Raw genomic sequence first — 18776 nt, forward strand, 5'->3', positions numbered from 1 at the left:
GCGGGAGTTCCCTGTCTCTCTCGATGAGCGAGTTTCCAGGTTCACCGAAGGGGTAGGGGACAGGGGCTTACTTTGGGTTCGGCGCCATGCGAGGCGGGTTGTGCTAGGACTTGGGTGAGCGACCGCTGCCCACCGTACACCATGGAATCCCCAGGAGCTGGACGACCGCGCCATCGGTTGGCTCGAATCCTCGCAGGCGTGCTCCTGGGGCTCCTGACGGTCCTCGTGCTGGTGCTGGTCACCGCGGTGGCCGCCCTGCACAACCTCCATCACCCCTGGCTGAAACAGCGCATTGTTTCCAAGGTGGAGGCGGCCACGGGCCTGCAACTGGACTACCAGACAGCGCAGGTCGCTGTGCTCTCGGGGCTGCGGCTGGAAGGGCTGGTGGTGCGCACCCCGCCCTCATTTCGAAGCGTCGCGCCCGAGCTGCTCCGCGTCGGCTCGCTGGAGGTGCAGTGGTCGCCCCGCGCGCTGCTGAGCGGGACCCCCCGGGCCGAGCGCGTGGCGGTGCGGGATGTGGCCTTGGCCCTGGTGGCCGACGAGGCCGGGCCCACGTCTCTCTCAGAGTTGATGGGGCCCAAGGCCCCGGAACCACAGCCCGCTGAACCGCCACTCGGAGCCTCTCAGCAGCTCGCGGCCTTCCTGGCCTCCGCGCCTCCCTTCGGGAAGGCCGAGGTCTCAGGCGTGTCGTTGAGCTACGTCCGCGTTCGGAACGGCGAAGTGATGGAACGCTGGACCTTGCGCGGGCTCGCAGCCACGGTCGAAGCGAAGCATCAGGACGGCGGATGGAAGGTCTTCGCGGACATGGGCCAGTCCGGCACGCCGCTCCCACTGGAGGTGAGCCGTGAAGGTTCCGCCCTTCCAGCGGCTCAGGCCCAGCTGGAGCTGACCCTCTCGGCCGAGGCGGAGGCGTCGGCCGCTCGTGTGCGGGTGGACCTCGACGCCGCACGGCAGACATTCGAGCCGCGGTTCACGTCCCGTGCATTGCTGCACGGCGCGGCCGTGGCGCGGTTCGATGGGGAGAAGCGGCACATCACCCTCGAGCTGGACCGCACCCAGCTGACCGATGGTGCCGAAGTGCAAGCCCAGGTGGTGCTTCCGGATGCGGCGGAGGTCCCGCCCGTCGTGACGCGGGCCTTGGCGGACGTGGATCTCGGACGGTTGCTGCAATGGGTCCCGGCTGATGCGAAGCCGTTCTCGATCGAGCGCGGCAAGATGCATCTGGACGCCCAGGAGCTCACGCTCAGCGCCATGCCGCAGCTGGGAGCCCAGGGCAAACTCGGGCTGGACGTTGACGTTGCGGCGCTCCAGCTTGTGCAAGACGGGCTTCGGGTCGCTCTCGGCAGTGGGCGTGTCTCCGTGGTGGCGACCCCCGATCCTGAGAGAGGGCTGGCTGCGCAACTCACATGGGCACTCCAGGGGCTCGATGTCCGGGGGCCCACCACGCTGCTGGTTCCGAAGGCCTCCGGCGAGCTGAAGGGACGTCAGCTACGGCCCGAGCTCTCATCACCCCTCCAGGTGGCGGGGGATGCGGCTCTGTCCGGAAAGGTGGAGGCACTGGAGGTCCGCACTGCTGGGCTCCGTGCGACGGCGAAGAGCTTGGGATTTCGGCTCCAGGTCCCCTTGGCGGGGGAGCCTCCCTTCGCGCTGAAAGCGGATGTGCCCGTGGGGGCGCTCCAGGTAGTCATGGCGGATGGACGCGAGGTGCTGAACGGCCCTGTGCACGTGAAGCTCGACGCATCGGAGGTGTTCCCTCAGCAGGACGATCCGCGGCGGAGCCGGGCCCGTGCCCAGGTGGAGCTCGACGTGGGCTCGATGCACGCATCGCTGGATGCCACCAAGGGGACGGATGACGTGGCGTACGCCTTGGGAATCCAGACGCCGGACCTCGTGGCCGTGAGGCCCTTCATCCCCGAGTCTGTCGCCGCGCGCATCCCCTGGAAGCACCTGGGCGTGAAGCTGGACTCCACAGGCAAAGTGGCGGCGCTCTTTTCTCCCTCGCCACGGGTGGAGCACCGGACGGAGCTGCACCTGCAGCAGCCGGGCTGGGATGACGTGTCGGCCCGTACCGTCGCCTTCGTGATGCGTTCGCAAGGAGATGCCTGGCGGCATCAGGGCGAGCTGGACCTGCAAGTCGAAGCGCTGCGCGCTGGTGAGAAGGACCTGGGGGCTCAGCACCAGACCCTGACGCTGGACGTGGATCGCCGGAAGCCGTCGCTTCGGCTGGGGCTCACCAGCCATGCAGGGCTGAAGATCGCGCTCGATGCCGCGCTGGCGTTCGACCGGAAAGCCCGCGCGCTCCGCTTCGATGTGAAGGGCGACCTTCCGGAGATCGGTGCACTGGCACCGCTCCTGGCCAAGGCGCAAGTGCCCGCGGAGCTGGACCCCTCGAAGCTCGCGCTGAAGGCCGAGCTTCAGGGCACGCTGCTCGGCGTGATCACGGACCTCTCCGCCGATGGAACCCCCATCTTGGCCTCTGATCCTCTGCGGACGGGCAGCTTCGAGGGAAAGGCAGTGGTGGACGCGAGCGGCATCCGATGGAGAGAGGACGCCTACTCGATCAACCTTCCGGCGCTGCATTGGCAGGTCGAGTCGCACGTCGATGGGCCTCGGCGATCCGTCCACAGCAACCTGAAGGTGGAGAAGCTCAACGTGGGACTGAGCGATCGCCGGCTGTCCTTCGCCGGTATGTCCAGCGACACCACCGCCACCTTCACCGAGAAGTGGGACGCGGACGAGATGGAGCTGACACAGCTCTTGAAGGTCGGCTCGCTCGAACAGAAGCCGGCGCTGCCCTATCCGGTTCAAGATTTGGAGGGGTCGTTCTCCGTTCGCCGCAAGCCTCAGGGCGTCATTCACATCCCTGATCTGCGGCTCGCCAATGCGGGGACGAGTACCCAGCTGAATGTCAAAGGCCGGCTCGATCTCAGCGACAACCGCCGCCAGCTGGCGTTCCAGGGGCAGCTGGAGCAGGACCTGTCCAAGTTGGCGCAGCCTGGCCTCATGGAGGGCAACGGGAAGGTCGCGGTCGACTTCCGGGTGGCTTCGCCCGACCTGGTGGTCTTCCGAACCCTCTCCAATGTGCTGTTCCAGAACGTGAACCTGCGGCTGCCCGAGTCGGGGATCGCGATCGAAGCGCTCGATGGCAACGTGCCGGTGACCGAGAACGTGGAGCTCACCCAAGACCGGGTGCGGCTGCTGAAGGACATCGACGTGAACCCGTACTCGATGATCCGTTTCGCCGACCAACACCCCTTGCTCTCGCGCAGTGGCTTCATGTCGGCGGCCAGCATCACCTCGCCGTTCATCTCCATCGCGCCCCTGGCCGGAAACCTGTCTATCAACCAGAACATGTTCTCCATGAGCCAGCTGGAGATGGGCGTCCGGGGTGGGCGTGTCACCGGGCAGTGCGTGCTGGACTGGCAGGGAGCGCGCTCCACCCTGGAAGCCCACGTGCGGGCTACCGGCGTGCAATCGTCCCGGGGCGAGCCCTTTGACGGAAACTTCGCCGTGGTCATCTCCGGCAAGGATCGCAGCGTCAACGGCCGGGCGGAGATCCTGCGCATTGGCAACCGGCACTTGCTGGACCTGCTCGACCTCAGCGATCCGCACCACACGGATCCCGCCACCAACCGCGTCCGCTACGCGCTGGAGGTGGGGTACCCGGAGAACGTGCGGCTGAGCTTCAACCACGGCTTCGGCAGACTGAGCATCACCATGGGCGGGATGGCCCGGCTGCTCAGCATCGACGAGATCCGGGGCATCCCCATCGGCCCCATCGTCGACCGAGCCATCAGCTCCTTGCCCCTCTCGGAGGCTATGCCATGAAACACCGTGGGTTGCTGCTGCTTGCCGCCCTCGCCGCTCCCGGGTGCATCAGTGCCCCGGAGATCGTCATGGTGGATCGCGCGACAGCGCTCGAACAGCAAGCCTCCGGCTCGTTCAAGGACGTGGAGCAGCGGCTCGCTCGAGCGGGCATGAGCCCGACGCCGGTGCCGCTCACGCCCAACCAGCTGGAGGACCTGGGCATCCAGCCCACGCCGTTGGTCGAGAACACGGGCAAGACGCAGGCGGACCGAGTCGATGATCTGCTGCTGCGGCACTGCGTGGGCGAAGGGCGTAATGGACTGTTGGTGGTGGACAGCCGGCGCCGCTGCCAGACCGGCCGGATGACGTCGGATGACGTGGCCCTGGTGGAGCGCGTGAATCGGGCCCGGCTGCAGCTGTGGCAGTGGATGGGGACCATGCGCCCCGGTGTGCCTGAGGAGGCGCTGCGCCGGAACTGGCAGCAGGTGCACGCGGCGGGGGTGATCTGCGGCGGCAAGGTGGAAGCCGAAGACGGCACCTGGGGAGCGAAGAAGTGCTGACGCGTCGAGGTCGATACTTCCTGGCCCTCGTCGTGCTCATCACGGGCAGTGTCTGGGCGCAGGATGATGAGAACGACGGAGGTCTGCGCACGCCCACGCGGCTCACGGTGGGCGTGGGAGACCAGTTTCTGGGGCAACTGGTGCCGGATGGGAACACGCTGATCTTCGCCTCCAACCGGAACATCGCGACCGAGATCTACGCTCAGGATGTGGAAGGGGGCCGAGAGCGCCGCCTCTTCGACGAAGGCGCTGACGTGACCTGGCCGCGGGTGAGTCCCGATGGCAAGCACCTGCTCTACATCTCGTTCCGAGACCAGGCCAGCGGCCAGCTGTGTGTGCGGGAGCTGCCCGGTGCGGAAGAGCGCCGCTGCCTCGAGGAAGAGACGAGCGCGCTGCAGGCGGAGTGGATCGATGCCTCGCACATCGCGCTGGTGAGCCGGGCGACCATCCAGGGCGATCTGCGGTTGTCGCGGGTCACGCTGGAGCGCAAGCTGAGCTCGAGCGCGCTGCTCGATCGCAACCTGACCAGTCCCACCCTCTCTCCCGATGGGCGCTGGCTGGTGTACGTCCCGGTGGAGCGCTCCGTGCAGCAGGTGGGCCCGGGCTTCGCCGCGCGCGCCGCGTCTCATCTAGAGGCCATTCGGCTGGATCGCCCTGGAGCGGTTCCCGTACCGCTGACGCTCGAACTCCCGGGACAGACCGGGCAGCCGGTGTTCTCGCGCGATGGGCGCTTCCTGTACGTGGTGCAGTTCTTCACGGACTCGAATGCGGACGGGGTGATCGACGCGAGCGACAGCGGGGTGCTGTTCCGGGTGCCTTTCGAGGCCGAGCGCGAGGACGCGCCCGAGCGGGCCTCCGCCTCCAATCCGGACCAGCTCACCAGTGAGTCCTGGAACTGCGAGTACCCGGCGCCTGCGGTCGCGCTCCTCATCATGACGTGTTCACGCGACCAGTCGCTGGACGTGTATCAGCTGCCGCTGGATGGCCAGGTTCCCAGCACCTGGGACGTTTCTCGCCTCAGCGAGGAGCTGAAGATGGTGGGCCGGCGCGCGGATGAGCTCCTGCTCTATCGCCACCGCTTGCTGAAGGAGGAGCGGCCCAGGCTCCGCCGGCTGCTGATGATGCGCATGAGCCGGCTCCATCTCGCCTTCGAGGACTTTGGTGCGGCGGAGTTCTACGCCCGCCATATGTCCAAGGTGGAGGATCCTGACACCAAGGGACTGTCGGAGCCGCTGCGGATCCTCATCGACCACCGGCGCGACATGAAGGAGCGCGACCGCGGCCGCATGTTGGACGAGCTGAGCGAGGCCGAGCAGCAACGCATGGCTGCTTTGGATCCCTCGGCCGCTCCCAGCCCGCCTTCCGCTGTCTTTCAACACGTGGTGCGCAGTGAGCTGGCGCAGTCCGCCGGTGACTTCACGCTGGCGCGCCGGGAGCTGGAGGCGGCGCAGATCGCCGACACCACGCCGCGCTCGGTGCTGGAGGCCTATTATGATCAAGCGGACGCGCTGTACCGCCAGCTCGACGATCGGGAGGCGCTGGTGGAGGCCGGCCGACGGCTCTCGATGCACAGGGCCTTCAAGGAGGACGATCAGCTCGACTTTGCTCGGGCTGCCGTCCGCGCGCTGTACCGGGGACGCCCCTACGACGAGGCGGATGCCGCCATGGCCCAGGCGCTCGCATCGGCCCCGGCCGGCTCTGCCTACGCCTTCGCCTTGGAGCTCGGGCGGCACATCAACGCGATACACGAAGAGCGTCCGCCGCGCCCCGTCCGGGATGCTTTGATCGGGTTCTACAAGCAGCAGCAGGATCCCCTTCGGCGGCGGGCCGTGGTGCAAGACGCCGTCGAGCGCGCGGGGAGCCTTGGCGCCGACGGCGTGCTGGAGGCGGTGGCGACGGTCTACATCGATGATGCCCCGCCCGGCACCGAGGAAGGCCGCCGGGCCGAGCGGTTGTTTCGCAGGGCGATGATGGGCCGCGCCTACCGCCGGTTGGGGAGGCAGCGCCAGGACGAAGCGCGTGCGGACTTCGACCTCGTGACTCAGCGGACGGGCTCGCTGGAGAGCGCGGTCGAGTCCATGAACCTGCGTCTGCGCGCGGGCGTCAGCCCCGAGGTGGTGGAGAAGGAAGTCACCACTGCCTCCGCGAAGATGAAGCAGCCGCTCGCGCACTTCGTGAAGGCCTACGTCACGACGCGCCAGCTGTCGAAGCTGGATGACAAAGCCCACGCGCAGGCGGTGGAGGCGGCTGTGAAGGAGCTGCGCGCCTCCTGGACCGAGCTCAAGAACCAGCGCGCGGTGCAGGCCCTCTATGGCGCCATTCAGCATGAGGACTTCCTGAGAGGCGGAGATCCTGCCGCCGCCGAGCGCGCCAACCGGCACTACCTGATTGCGCTGGACCTGGTGCGCAACAACATCCGCTACAAGGCGATGATCCTGGGCGCGCTGGGGACGTTGAACACGCAGGTGGGCAACTTTCACATCGCGCTGGGCTACCTCGATCAACGGGACATGTATCCCTACGCGGACAACTGGGCGGGGTTGTCGGTGTCCCTGGAGCGCGCTCGGGCGCTCTTGCACGTGGGCCGCGAGGAGGAGGCGGCGAAGGCGGCGGATCGAGCGCTGGCCATGGTGGATGCCACGCCGAAGCTGGCCCGGTTCCTCCCCTTGGTCTTGGATCGCGCGGCGCTCTACAACCTCGCGGCGGGCCGCTTCGAGCGTGCGTTGGCGCTCTACGATCGTGAGCTTCCCACCGTGGAAGCGGGCCCCCGAGACGCGGAGGGGCTGCGCAACCGCCTGGTGGTGCGGCTGGCCCGCTGCGCTGCGGAGCTGGGAGCGGATCAGCCCCAGCGGGCGTTGGAGGACCTGGCCGCCGTGGATCGCGACCTGGCGGCTCCCGCCGTGCAAGCCACACTGAATTGGCCACACGCCACACCCGAGCAGGTTCAGCGCTCCTATCGCATCATCGCGGCGGGCCTGCGCGCCAATGCGGAGACGCGGCTCGGGCGCCTGGACGCCGCGGCCCGTGCCATCGAGCAGCGGCGCGCGCTGTTCCTGGAACAGTTCGCCGAGTCGGAGCGTGATGAGGACCTCGGCGCGGTGATGCTGGCGGAGCTGCGGCTGGCCGAGAACGCCGTGGATCGCCGGGAAACAGCGCAGGCGGCCCGCTGGCTGGGTGAGGCGATTGCGCACGCCGACACGCTGAAGGAGCGCACGCACGCATCGGTGGATGCTGGTCAGCTGGATGTGCTCTGGTTCGCGGCGCAGTTGCACGCGGACGGGAGCACACAGCTGCCTTTCGACGTGCCCAAGCGTCTGGGCCAGGCGCATCGGACGCTCATCGACCAGCGTCAGTCTTCCTGGCGATCTTATCTGGCGTGGTTCGAGATCTATCTGGCACTCGGAACCACCCCACCAGCGGGGGTTCGAGAGGCACTGCTGGTGCCCGCGCAGCCAGAGTCGGCAGACGGCCTGGGTCGAACTTCTCCAGGGCCATAGAAGTTACCCGGGGTCTAGAGCCCAGGTGCCTTCTTCCCAGCGCTTTAAGGCCTCTGAGGCTGAGAAGGAAACCAGTCCTTCTCCCTGAGCCGCGTCTTTCAACACTGCTTGGGCTTCTTCAGTTCGATGACGAAGGAGGAAGGCTGCTGCCTTGACTCGAACGTCCAGGCGGGAATGCGTGAACAGAGCCGCGAGCGCATCTCTTCCGGAGTTGCCCTGCGCGCACAGCTTGTCGAATGCCGCATTCACCTGCTTGGCGTGTTTGTTGGCGGTCTTCGAGTCTCCTCGGCTGATGGCATCCGTCTGAGCAGCGGCGTGGCGGGCAAACGCCTCCACGAGTTTCTCAAGGGTCATTGTCCAACTCCCCAGGTTCCATTCCGGATCTGCTCGAGGGCCTGCAATCCGAACTGGCGCTGGGTTCCATAGGATTGCGTGCTCAGCCACTGCCGCACCGTCAGGCTCCTTGAGCCAGTGATTTCCTGCTGGATTGACGAGTAGAACCCACTGACACGGGTGTGTAGGCCTTGTTCCAGCGGGATGACGTTTTCGGTGTTGTGCAGGGCATGAGGACCGAACCGGTCCACGTTACCTGGTGTTTGCTCGACGATGTGGTGCCACTGCTTGCCTTTTCCTGCAGAGCCCAAGGCACTCCTGAGGCCGCTGTACGAGCCCCACGATCGGAAAGCAGAAGGATGCTCCCCGGCTGCAGCTACGCTACCGCCCATACTCTGGGCCGTCATGGCGACGGCTGTTGCAGGCAGGGAGATGACGATGGTGCTTCCGACAACGGCCACCGAAGTCACCTGTCCCACGTTCGCGAGGTTGAGCCCCAGCCGCGCGGCCCCAGCCGCCGCTTCCGAGCAGCTGGGCAGCATCGGAAGGCGGGAGGCCAGCAAGACGGCGCCCCCAGTCATTCCCTGGCTCACCACCAGCGTCACTGCGAGCACGAGGACACGTGCGACCTTGGGGCCGATCCTCTTCGCAAAGCGCTGGCTTGCGTGCTCCAACTCCTTCCATGTCGTGGCTCGGTCGGTGGTCCACTTCAACTCATGGCTCGCGTCGACCACCTCCAGAAAGGTCTCCGCGCCCAGGTAGACCAACAGCAGCACGGAGATGAGAGCCGCCGCCTTGGTGAAGACGGGCTCGGGGTTGGCTGCCAAGACGGCCCAGGTGATGAGCCCCGTCGCAATGACGGTGTAGAAGAGCTGAGGCGCCAGGGTGTCTTGCACCGCTTGGGAGATGCTCTCCTTCAGGGGATCCAGTGACAGGCCCAGAGCAACCCCCAGTTTGTCCCACTCGCTCAGGCCCATCATGTCATCGAGCAAAGAGAGGCAATGTTCGCTGCGCTGGCCGGGCTCACAAAGACCGCCGAAGCTCTTGCTCATGAGGCGCTGCCAACGAGTGTCTTCTCTGGGGCCTGGGTGGGAGGCGCGCACCAGCCAGCCTTGCTGTGCAGGACGGAGCTTCAGCGGCGCGTTCAGTACCAACTGTGTCAGCGACTCCTCGAACGCTTCTGTGTCCACCTTCACGGACTGCTGCGAGGAGGACGGTCTGTACTCCCAGCGCGGACCCTGGCCCGTGTCGAGGCGAACCAGAGGTGGGGTGGCGCACGCGGAGAGCAGAGCCAGGAGAAGGACTGCAGCAGTCAGCCGAGATGCCATGAGGGCCTCCCACCTCCGGGGGCTCCAGCCTACGAGATCATCCGAGGCAAACCTCGACTATTTCCACTGTGGCTTGACGGTGTCCCCCGATGGAGAGTGGCTGGTGGACGACGGGTGGTTTTGGGCACCCGTGGAGATGTTGCGGAGCTTCAACCTGCGCCTTCGGTGAAGGAACTGCGTAGCTGCAGCTACCTCTGGGACGCACCGCGGTGTTTCGAGGGAGAGCGCACGTTGGTGGCCTGGGGATTCGGCACGGACGACCTCCACATGGTGGACGCCGCGATGCTCTTCGACGTGGAGAGCGGGAAGTTGCTTCGCTGGTTCGCGGGACCACCCCGAGGGGAGTTCAGGCTCGTGCGGGACTACCTGCTGACGAGCGCGAAGGGCCACGGCACGTCCATTTGGGACATTGAGACGGAGTTGTAGTGCATGGTGTCTTCGCTCCAGGCGCGAAACCTCGCTCATTAGAACCGGCCGCCGAGGCCCAGCGCGCCGCCCCTGGCGGAGACGGACAGCAGGGGCTGGACACTGGCCACCGAAGTGGGCTGCTCCGGGGACTCCGAGGAGAAGGACAACTCGTAGCCGACCACGGAGCCGACCAGCGCGAAGAGGGGAATGACGAAGGGCTGGATGTCGTCGTTGTAGACCAGGTACGTGGTTCCCAGCCCCAGGACCGCCGCCACGCCCATGCCCAGGTACGCTCCGATCAGCGTGCCGCGCCCGCCCATGAGCTTCCCGCCCCACCAGACTCCTAGAGGCGCCGCGAGGGACATCCCCGCGAGGAAGCCGTACCCCGCGTAATCCAGGCAGGGGAACCACCCACCTGTGCTGAGCCCGAACTTGCCGCAGACCGCAACTCCGGCCACCGCGCCCGGGGCGCCCGCCACGAGGCTTGTGACCAACTCGACTCCAATCTCCGCGGACACTCGCGCAATGGGGTGAATGAACTGCACCGGCTCGGCTTGGCGATCCGCCTCCACCAGATGCAGGGTCTTACGTGCAGATGTGCCCGGCAGAGGCGGAGGACTCAGGGAAGGCCCCTCTGCGGCAAGGCCCACCCCAGGAATCAGGACCCACAGGGATATCAGGACCGACAGCTTCCAGGTGCAGTGTGTCATCGCGTTCGTCATGGCCCGGCCAAGTGCAAGGCACGGACCTGGAGCCCTCCAGAGCGGAGAGTGCTCGGTCCCCCGCAGGGGTGTGCAGCGGGTGTGCAAGCCCTGGCACAGCCCTCGCTGCTTACGCTCACATCCGCGACGTCAATCTCTCGCGAGTTGGAGTCTTCCCAGCCCGCGCATGGCCCTAGGCATTGCGTACTGGCGGGCCAGGAGCGTCTCACAACGGGCTTACGCTCGTGGGTCAGGCCAAAAGGACAGAGTTCGATGCGGTGGGGTGAGCCACTGGGACTGGAGGAATTGCACCGCACCCCGATCCTGCTCGTGACGCTTCGTGGTCGTGGCCTGCACTCCGAAAACCAGAACCGCGGCCAGAGCCCCTCCGAACAGGACTTCCCGTGCGGCAAATCCACCGCCGGCCCCTGCTAGCCATATGAACACCCAACTGGCCAGCGCCAGCAGTCCGAGCACCAAAGGCAGGCCGGCCCATGGCTGCGTCAGGCCCCAGAAACTCAGTACGGAGGGTGGCAGGTAGCCTGACTTCAACAGCGGCAAGGCCAGCCCCAGGAACGCGTTGGAGACATTGTCCGGCACGTAGTTGATGAAGGTCGCCGTGCCCGTGATGACGATGGACGCCAGGCACATTGCTGCGGCTGCTCCCAAGGTCCACTGGTGGCGTCCAGTTCGCAGCCGTTCAAGCAGCAGGCCCACTGGCAGCAGCATGAAGGGCACCAACCCCGTCAGGTGCCTCGGTCCCGTCGTCCAGCCCCACGAGTCGTAGCTGAAGGACGACGTGAAGTACGAGTAGCCCACCAGTACTACCGCTGAGAGCCAGAACAACGCTCGGTACTCCTCCGACGCACGGCCTTCGCGGCGCAGCAACACCAGTCCTGGCAGTGCCAGCAGCAGGAAGGGCGCCAACATGAACAGCCCTCGCAGCGGTGAGAAGTACGACAGGAAGAATGCCCGCGGATCCGGATAGCGGATGCCCAGGAAACCTCCCAGGTGCCACGGCTGGTATGCCGCGTCCGCCAGGTTCTTGTACCCGCTCTCCAGCGGATGCCCGAACGCCGCCTGGTGGTAGAGCATCAGCCCCACCACGAACGGCAGCGCTCCTACCGTCGCCAGTCCCGCCGCTCGCCCCAGCGTCAACAGCCGCGCCCGCATCGGCTCCGGCCGCCACAGCACCGTCATCACCGCGTACAGCACCAGCCCCAGCACCGCCATCGCCCCCGTGTACTCCGCCGCCACCGTCGCTCCCGCGTAGGCCCCCGCAACCAGGTAGCCCCGCTCGCGCCACTCGCCCCTCGCGCAGCGCCACAGCGCGTAGAAGCTCCCGAACAGCAGCACCGCCGTCGTCTGGTGGCTCATGAACAGCAACGAGTAGCTGTACGCCAGTGAGCCCAGTGCGTACGTCACCGTCACCGCGTCCGCCACCGCCTGCGACACGTAGGCGCTCAAGAAGCGCCGCACGCCCCACAGCATCACCAGCGTCGGCAGCACCGTCAGGAAGAGCCGGCTGAAGTACACCAGCGGTACCTCCGGCACCGCGTACCGGAAGCCGCCTCCAATCACTCGCAGCACCGCGTAGATCGGCACCGCCGAGAACGACAGCAGCGGCGCCTTGGACGGGTAGTACTTGCCGTCCTTCACCGACAGGTCCCCGACGTAGCCGTAGTCCTGCAGCGCCCGGTTGATGTCGAGCGTCCCGTATTCCACCAGCGCTCGCGTCTGCCACAGCCGGCACAGCTCGTTCGGCGAGCGCAACCCCGGGTGGTACGGGAACGCCAGCACGTACAGCCCCACCAGCACCGCCCATACCCAGCGCGGCGTCCGGCTCCGCTCGGGCTGTCCGGGCCCCGTGCTCACAGCGCCTTGCTACCGCGCTCCCCGGTGCGGATGCGAATCACCTCGTCCACCGGCAGCACGAAGATCTTCCCGTCCCCAATCTTCCCCGTCCGCGCCACCCCGATGATGGCCTCCACCACCTGATTCACCTGCTCGTCGTCCACCACCACCTCAAGCTTCATCTTCTGCAGGAAGCCCACCGAGGCGTCCGAGCCCTTGTAGAACTCCGTGTGCCCCCGCTGCCGGCCAAACCCGCGCACCTCCGTGGCCGTCATGCCCTGCACCCCCAGCTTGTGCAGCGCCTCCTTCACCTCGTCCAGCTTCGTCGGCTTGATGATGGCTTCCACCCGCTTCATCCGGCTTCTCCCGTCACTCGAGCAACCGCGAACAGACTCATTCCCACCGGCAGCTTCACGTGCCGCTCCGCCTCCGCCAGCAGCGGCGCCAGCCGGTCATACAGCTTCAGCTGGAACTTCGGCACCGCCCTCCGCCGCAGCACCCGGCTGTTCATGAACCAACCCGGGATTCCCACCAGGTTCATCCACTCCAGCTTGTCCACCGCGAAGCCGTTCTCCTCCAGCACCTTCCGCAGCGTCTCCGGCGTGTAGCGCCGGTAGTGCCCCACCGCCTCGTCAATCGCTCCGAACAGCTGCGGCAGCGCCGGCACCAGCACCAGCACCTTGCCTCCCACCGGGAGAATCTGCCGGAAGCGCCGCACTGCCGCCCCGTCGTCCGGGATGTGCTCCAGCACGTTCGAGAGCACAATCGTGTCCAGCCGCTCCTGCTTCAGCGACTCCCAGTCCGCCAGCGCCACGTCCGACAGGTACGGCCGCACGTGCGGCTTGCCTCGGAACAGGTTCTTCAGCCGGTCCACGTAGAAGCGGTCCACCTCGAGCGCGATCAGCAGCTCCAGCCCCGGCTCCAGCTGCTTCGTGATCGTCCCGATGCCCGCGCCGATCTCCAGCACCCGCCGCCCCAGGTGCTCCTGGAAGCGCCGCCCCAGCCACACGTTGTAGTTGTTGGCGCCGTCCATCCGCTCCAGCGTGCTGTAGCCCTCGTGCTGGTTGTCCGCGTCGTCCCGCACCGTGGCGTAGCGCACCAGCGTGCGCAGCTTCGTCAGCCGCGAGGCCAGCGGCTGCTTGGGCACCCCCTGCAGCGACAGCGGCACCTCCGTCATCCGGTAGAGCTGCGCGGCCATCTTCACCACCAGCTCCGCGTCCACCGCGTCGTCCTCGCTCGTCAGCGTCACCGAGCGCAGCGCCTCCGTCCGGAACGCCCGCACCCCCGTGAGCGGATCCTCCAGCCCCACGTCCGTCACGAACCGCGTGAAGCCTCCCAGCGCCTTGTCCGCCAGCAGCTCCGGCCGCAGCCCCGGCGCCGTCCGGCGGCCGAACACCGCGTCCGCCGTGTCCTCCTCGATGGGACGGCACAGCGCCTCGTAGGCCTCGGGCGCGTACGCCTCGTCCGGGTCCTGCAGCACCGTCACCGCCCCTGTCACCTTCTCCAGCGCCGCCCGGATGGCTGCTCCCTTGCCCACCTTCCCGGAGAGCACGTGCACTCCTGCGGCGGGCACCACCTCCATCGGGCCGTCACCCGCCAGGATCACCTCCACTCGCCCTGCCAACGCCTGGGCGAAGTGGGCCGCGATTGCGGCCGTGGTGGGAGAGTAGGGGAGGACGACGGAGACAGGCAGACTCACGCGGCCGTCACTAGCACACGCCCGGCGAGAGCGCTCGGCTGTCGGGCACGAGTCGCGCCCGGCGGGCATCCAGGCGTTTCTGAACCCGGCCTGGAAGATTGACCCCTTGGCTTGGAAGGGGCACGCTCGCCCGAGGCTGTGGGTGGAGGTCGGCGCCCGGTGCTGGGCCGGGCTGACGCCTCGCGAGAAGGTCTCCAGGAGCGCCATGTTGGAAGGTTCCGTGAACGATCCGGCGAACGCCGCGCTGACGCCCTTGAACGTCATGCGCTACGTGCGCGCGTTCTGGCGCCGCAAGTGGATCGTCCTCGGGGTCGCTGTGCTCATTACCGGCCTGACCGCGCTCCACACCACCCGCAAGCCCAAGGTGTACGCCGCCAGCACCTCGCTCATCATCGACGTCACCGCCCCGCGCGTGCTCGACACCGACGTGAAGGAGTTGATGGGCGACGAGCGCAGCAACTACTGGTTCAACAAGGAGTACTACGCCACCCAGAACCAGGTGATTACCTCGCGCGCCGTGGCCACCCGCGTGGCGGAGAAGCTCGGGCTCCAGCATGACGCCGCCTTCCTGGGCCTGGCTCATCTCCAGGACGAGAAGGCCCGGCTCCAGGCCATGCAGCTCGCGGACGCCGCGGGCATGCTCCAGGCGCGCATCAGCGTGATTCCGGTGAAGGACTCGCGCGTGGTGAACATCGCCGTGGAGGACCTGGATCCGCAGCGCGCGGCGCTCCTGGCCAACGAGGTGGCTCAGGCCTACATGGCGGAGAACCTCGCGCTGCGCCTGCGCACCACGGAGACGGCCACCCAGTGGCTCGAGGAGCGCAAGGTGGAGCTGGAGCGCGCCTCGCAGGCCAGCGAGCTGGCCCTGTACGACTTCAAGAAGGACGCGGACATGCTCTCTGTGTCCCCGGAGAACAAGAAGAGCAGCGTCACCGAGCGCATCAACAGCTATGAGGCCACGCTCACCCAGGTGCGCACGAAGATCGCCGCGCTCCAGGGCCGCGTGGAGGCCATCCGCCAGCTGCAGAAGAGCTCCCAGCCCGGCGACGAGACGTGGGCCGAGGCGGTGCCCGGCGCGAGCGACTCGGCGATTCAGGAGCTCAAGCGCCGCTACGTGGAGCAGCGCGCCGTGTGCGTCGAGCTGAGCGAGCGCTACCTGGCCGAGCACCCGAAGATGCTCGAGTGCAACACCAAGCTGGCGGTGGTGCGCGAGGACTTCGTGCGCAGCCTCGCCAACGTGGTGCGCAAGGCGGAGACGGAGCTGGCGCAGGCTGTGGCCGAGGAGAAGAACCTCATGCGCCTGCTGGCCGCCGCCCAGGACGAGTCTTTCCAGTTCGGCAAGCGGCAGATCGAGTTCGACCGGATGAACCGCGAGGCGGAGAACAACCGCCGCCTCTACGAGTCGGTGCTGCGGCGGCTCAAGGACATCGAGCTGTCGGGCCTGCTGCGCACCACGAACGTGCGCGTGCTGGACGCGGCCCGGCCGAGCTACGGCCCCATCAAGCCGGACGTGCAGCGCTCGGTGATGCTGGCGATGCTGGTGGGCCTGCTGGCCGGGTGCGCGGTGGTGGTGCTGCTGGAGATTCTGGAGAACACGGTCGCCACCCAGGCGGACGTGGAGGAGCGTTTGGGGCTGGCTTTCCTGGGCTTCGTGCCGCGCGTGGAGGGCAAGGGCGAGAGCCCGAAGGACCGCGATCTGTTCGTCCACCGTCAGCCGAAGTCCTCGGTGGCCGAGTGCTGCCGCGCCATCCGGACCAACCTGCTGTTCATGTCTCCGGACAAGCCCTTCAAGACGCTGGTGGTGACGAGCAGCGGGCCGCAGGAGGGCAAGTCCACCTCGTGCATCTTCTTGGGCGTGGCCATGGCCCAGAGTGGCAACCGCGTGCTGCTGCTCGACACGGACATGCGCCGGCCCCGGCTGCACAAGGCCTTCGGCGTGCCGAACGACGTGGGCATCAGCTCGCTCGTGGTGGGCGAGGGCTCGCTGGACAAGGCCGTGAAGAGCACCGAGGTCCCCAACCTCTTCGTGCTCCCGTGCGGCCCCATTCCTCCCAACCCGGCCGAGCTGCTCCACACCCAGGCCTTCGCGGACCTGCTCAAGGCTGCGGGCGAGAAGTTCGATCGCATCATCCTCGACAGCCCGCCGCTCAATGCGGTGTCGGACTCGGCGGTGCTGGCCACCCAGGCGGATGGCGTGGTGCTCGTGCTGCGCGCCGGGAAGACGAACCGCGATGCGGCGGCCCGGGCCCTGCGCTCGCTGGCGGATGTGCAGGCGCAGATGTACGGCGCGGTCCTCAATGACCTGGATGTGACGGACTCGCGGTATCGGGACACCTATATGAGCTACCGCGGCTACTACGGCCACTACGCCGCCGAGGAGTCGAAGGACGGAGCGGCGTCGTCGTGATCCGGGCCAGCGCCGGGCTGCGCGTGCTGCACCTGGGCAAGTTCTACCCGCCGGCCTCGGGGGGCATGGAGGTCCATGTCCAGACGCTCGCCCGCGCGCAGGCCGCCCTCGGCGCCCGCGTGGAGGTGCTCTGCATCAACCACGCGCAGGGAGGCGATGGCGTCAGCCACGAGTTCCACGGCCGCAGCCCCACCCGCGAGGAGTGGGATGGGCCGGTGCGCGTGACGCGCGTGGGGCGGTGGGCCTCGGTGCTGCGCATGGATGTGATGCCCGAGCTGCCTCGCGCGCTGTTGCAGGCGCTGATGCGGGGCGTGGACATCGTCCATCTGCACACGCCCAACCCGACCATGGTCCTGGCGCTGGATGCACTGCCGTGGCTGCCGCCGCTCGTCATCACCCACCACAGCGACATCATCCGACAGAAGGTGGCCGGGGCCCTGTTCCGCCCATTCGAGCTGGTGCTCTACACGCGGGCGCGGCGGCTCATTGCCACCAGCTCGGCGTATGTGCCGGGCTCGCCGCTGCTGAAGCGCTTCCGGAACAAGGTGCGCGAGCTGCCGCTGGGCCTCGAGCTGGATCCGTTCCTGACGCCCTCGCCCGCGGCGCTGGCAGCCGAGGCCCGCTGGCGCGAGCAAGCGGGGACTCCGCTGTGGCTGATGGTGGGGCGGCTCGTCTACTACAAGGGCTTGTTCACGGCGCTCGAGGCGCTGACGCGGGTGTCCGGCCAGTTGATGGTGGTGGGCGTCGGCCCTCTGGAGCAGGAAGGCAAGGCGCGGGCGCGGGCGCTCGGCGTCGAGGGCCGGGTGACGTGGGCGGGCTACCTGCCCCCGGACGAGCTCGTGGGGGCCTACCGTGCCGCCACGGCTCTCTGGTTCCCGAGCAATGCGCGCAGCGAGGCGTATGGGCTCTCGCAGATCGAAGCCATGGCCAGTGGCGTGCCGGTCATCAACACAGCGATTCCGCACTCGGGCGTGCCGTGGGTGAGCCTGAGCGGGCAGACGGGCCTTACGGTTCCCGTGGGCGATGCCGAGGCGCTGGCTCGGGCCGCTCGGCGGCTGCTGGAGGAGCCGGGGCTCGCGGAGCGGCTCGGGCAAGGCGCGAGGGCTCGGGCCGTGGAGCAGTTCCGCCATGACGTGATGGCCGAGCGCAGCCTGGCCCTGTATGCCGAGGCGCTGAGCGTCCCCTGGGAGGAGCGTCCCCGGGGCACGCCCGCGGAGGGAAGATCATGAGCACGCACATCTCTGGACAGCAGACGGGAGCCGCGCCGCTGTGGATGAAGGCCGCCGCGCGCGTCGTCCGGCGCCTGCCGTTCGCCCGCTACCGGGTGATGAATGCCCTGTCCACGCTCTCGCCGGTGCGGGGGCCCTTCGTGGCTCGGATTCCCACCTCTCGCCAGGGGCTGCGGTTCGAGTGCGATCTGCGCAATGGCTTGGCGCGCGAGGTCTTCTTCACGGGCCAGTATGAGCCGCAGGAGACGTGCCTCGTGCGGGCGCTGCTGCGGCCGGGGGACACCTTCGTCGACGTGGGCGCTCACTGGGGCTACTTCACCTTTCTGGCCGCCGAGGCCGTGACGCCCTCCGGGCGCGTGGTGGCCATCGAGGCGGATCCGCGCATCCACCGGACCCTCATGGCCAACCTGTCGCTCAACCGGCTGCCCCAGGTCTCCGCGCTGCACGTGGCCGCCGCGGCGGAGGAGGGCACGGTGAAGCTGGAGGGGTATGACGAGTCCGGCGACAACTGGGGCATCTCGCGCGTGCGCGACGCGTCCCAGGCCTCTGCTCGGGCCTTCAGCGTGCCGGCCCGCCCGGTCGATGCCGTGCTGGACGAGCTGGGCGTGGGCCGGGTGAGCCTCGTGAAGATGGACATCGAGGGCGCCGAGGTGTTCGCCCTGGCGGGCATGCGCCAAGGGCTCCAGGCGCACCGTTATGAGCGGCTCCTGCTGGAACTGCACCCGTCCCAGTTGCGCGAGCATGGGACCGATGCCGCCGCGCTGGCCCGTCTCCTGACGGAGGCCGGTTACCAGGGGTGGGCGGTGGACCACTCCGCCGAGGCCACCCGTCGCTGGGCCTACGCGCGGCACATCGAGCCGCGCATGCTGCTGCGTCCGCTGAGCCCGGGCGAGCCGCTGGACGACTGGCCTCACATTCTCTGGATCGCTCCGGGGGTTCCCTCTCCCGTCTAG

13 protein-coding genes are annotated in these 18776 nt (G+C 67.8%); 7 read left to right on the forward strand and 6 right to left on the reverse strand.

Features of this window, described 5'->3' with window-relative positions; translation table 11 throughout:
- Nucleotides 1-141 precede the first annotated feature (141 nt).
- The 3 genes from DB31_RS06070 to DB31_RS06080 are packed head-to-tail and all read left to right on the forward strand — an operon-like array spanning nucleotide 142 to nucleotide 7864.
- A complete protein-coding gene (locus DB31_RS06070) occupies nucleotides 142-3828 on the forward strand; it encodes a translocation/assembly module TamB domain-containing protein (RefSeq protein WP_044183507.1) in 3687 nt (1228 codons plus the stop codon).
- Complete coding sequence (locus DB31_RS06075; RefSeq protein ID WP_044183508.1) at nucleotides 3825-4367, forward strand: hypothetical protein; 543 nt, start codon at nucleotides 3825-3827, stop codon at nucleotides 4365-4367. The genes DB31_RS06070 and DB31_RS06075 overlap by 4 nt, the downstream gene beginning before the upstream one ends.
- A complete protein-coding gene (locus DB31_RS06080) occupies nucleotides 4361-7864 on the forward strand; it encodes a PD40 domain-containing protein (protein WP_044183510.1) in 3504 nt (1167 codons plus the stop codon). Before DB31_RS06075 ends, DB31_RS06080 begins: the two co-directional genes overlap by 7 nt.
- Nucleotides 7865-7867: 3 nt before the next feature.
- Here the strand turns inward: DB31_RS06080 and DB31_RS46340 are convergent, their stop codons facing one another.
- Together DB31_RS46340 and sitA5 are read right to left on the reverse strand one after the other, a co-directional pair.
- The gene (locus tag DB31_RS46340) at nucleotides 7868-8218 is read right to left on the reverse strand and encodes a DUF2019 domain-containing protein (protein ID WP_075305886.1); all 351 of its coding nucleotides are present in this window, start codon (nucleotides 8216-8218) and stop codon (nucleotides 7868-7870) included.
- Entirely contained in the window at nucleotides 8215-9525 is a 1311-nt protein-coding gene (sitA5, locus tag DB31_RS06085; RefSeq protein ID WP_044183514.1) for a SitA5 family polymorphic toxin, read from the reverse strand. Before sitA5 ends, DB31_RS46340 begins: the two co-directional genes overlap by 4 nt.
- Nucleotides 9526-9759: 234 nt before the next feature.
- Here sitA5 and DB31_RS06090 point away from each other — a divergent pair, with 234 nt between their 5' ends.
- Nucleotides 9760-9951, forward strand: coding sequence for a hypothetical protein (locus tag DB31_RS06090; RefSeq protein WP_157231849.1), 192 nt, complete (start codon nucleotides 9760-9762; stop codon nucleotides 9949-9951).
- Between the two features lie 38 nt (nucleotides 9952-9989).
- Here the strand turns inward: DB31_RS06090 and DB31_RS06095 are convergent, their stop codons facing one another.
- The 4 genes from DB31_RS06095 to DB31_RS06110 form a co-directional block, all read right to left on the reverse strand.
- Nucleotides 9990-10655, reverse strand: a complete 666-nt coding sequence (locus DB31_RS06095; RefSeq protein ID WP_044183519.1) for a hypothetical protein — start codon at nucleotides 10653-10655, stop codon at nucleotides 9990-9992.
- Between the two features lie 216 nt (nucleotides 10656-10871).
- The gene (locus DB31_RS06100; RefSeq protein WP_044183523.1) at nucleotides 10872-12509 is read right to left on the reverse strand and encodes a hypothetical protein; all 1638 of its coding nucleotides are present in this window, start codon (nucleotides 12507-12509) and stop codon (nucleotides 10872-10874) included.
- Entirely contained in the window at nucleotides 12506-12844 is a 339-nt protein-coding gene (locus DB31_RS06105) for a P-II family nitrogen regulator (protein ID WP_044183526.1), read from the reverse strand. Before DB31_RS06105 ends, DB31_RS06100 begins: the two co-directional genes overlap by 4 nt.
- On the reverse strand, nucleotides 12841-14187 hold the full coding sequence (locus DB31_RS06110; protein WP_044184062.1) for a bifunctional glycosyltransferase/class I SAM-dependent methyltransferase: 1347 nt from the start codon (nucleotides 14185-14187) through the stop codon (nucleotides 12841-12843). Before DB31_RS06110 ends, DB31_RS06105 begins: the two co-directional genes overlap by 4 nt.
- Nucleotides 14188-14392: 205 nt before the next feature.
- Between DB31_RS06110 and DB31_RS06115 the strand changes: the two genes are divergently transcribed.
- From DB31_RS06115 to DB31_RS06125, 3 genes are all read left to right on the forward strand, one after another.
- On the forward strand, nucleotides 14393-16594 hold the full coding sequence (locus tag DB31_RS06115; protein ID WP_240486551.1) for a GumC family protein: 2202 nt from the start codon (nucleotides 14393-14395) through the stop codon (nucleotides 16592-16594).
- A gap of 65 nt (nucleotides 16595-16659) precedes the next feature.
- A complete protein-coding gene (locus DB31_RS06120; protein WP_083968056.1) occupies nucleotides 16660-17823 on the forward strand; it encodes a glycosyltransferase in 1164 nt (387 codons plus the stop codon).
- The gene (locus DB31_RS06125) at nucleotides 17820-18776 is read left to right on the forward strand and encodes an FkbM family methyltransferase (RefSeq protein WP_044183533.1); all 957 of its coding nucleotides are present in this window, start codon (nucleotides 17820-17822) and stop codon (nucleotides 18774-18776) included. The genes DB31_RS06120 and DB31_RS06125 overlap by 4 nt, the downstream gene beginning before the upstream one ends.

The sequence above is a fragment of the Hyalangium minutum genome (assembly GCF_000737315.1).
GTDB lineage: Bacteria > Myxococcota > Myxococcia > Myxococcales > Myxococcaceae > Hyalangium > Hyalangium minutum.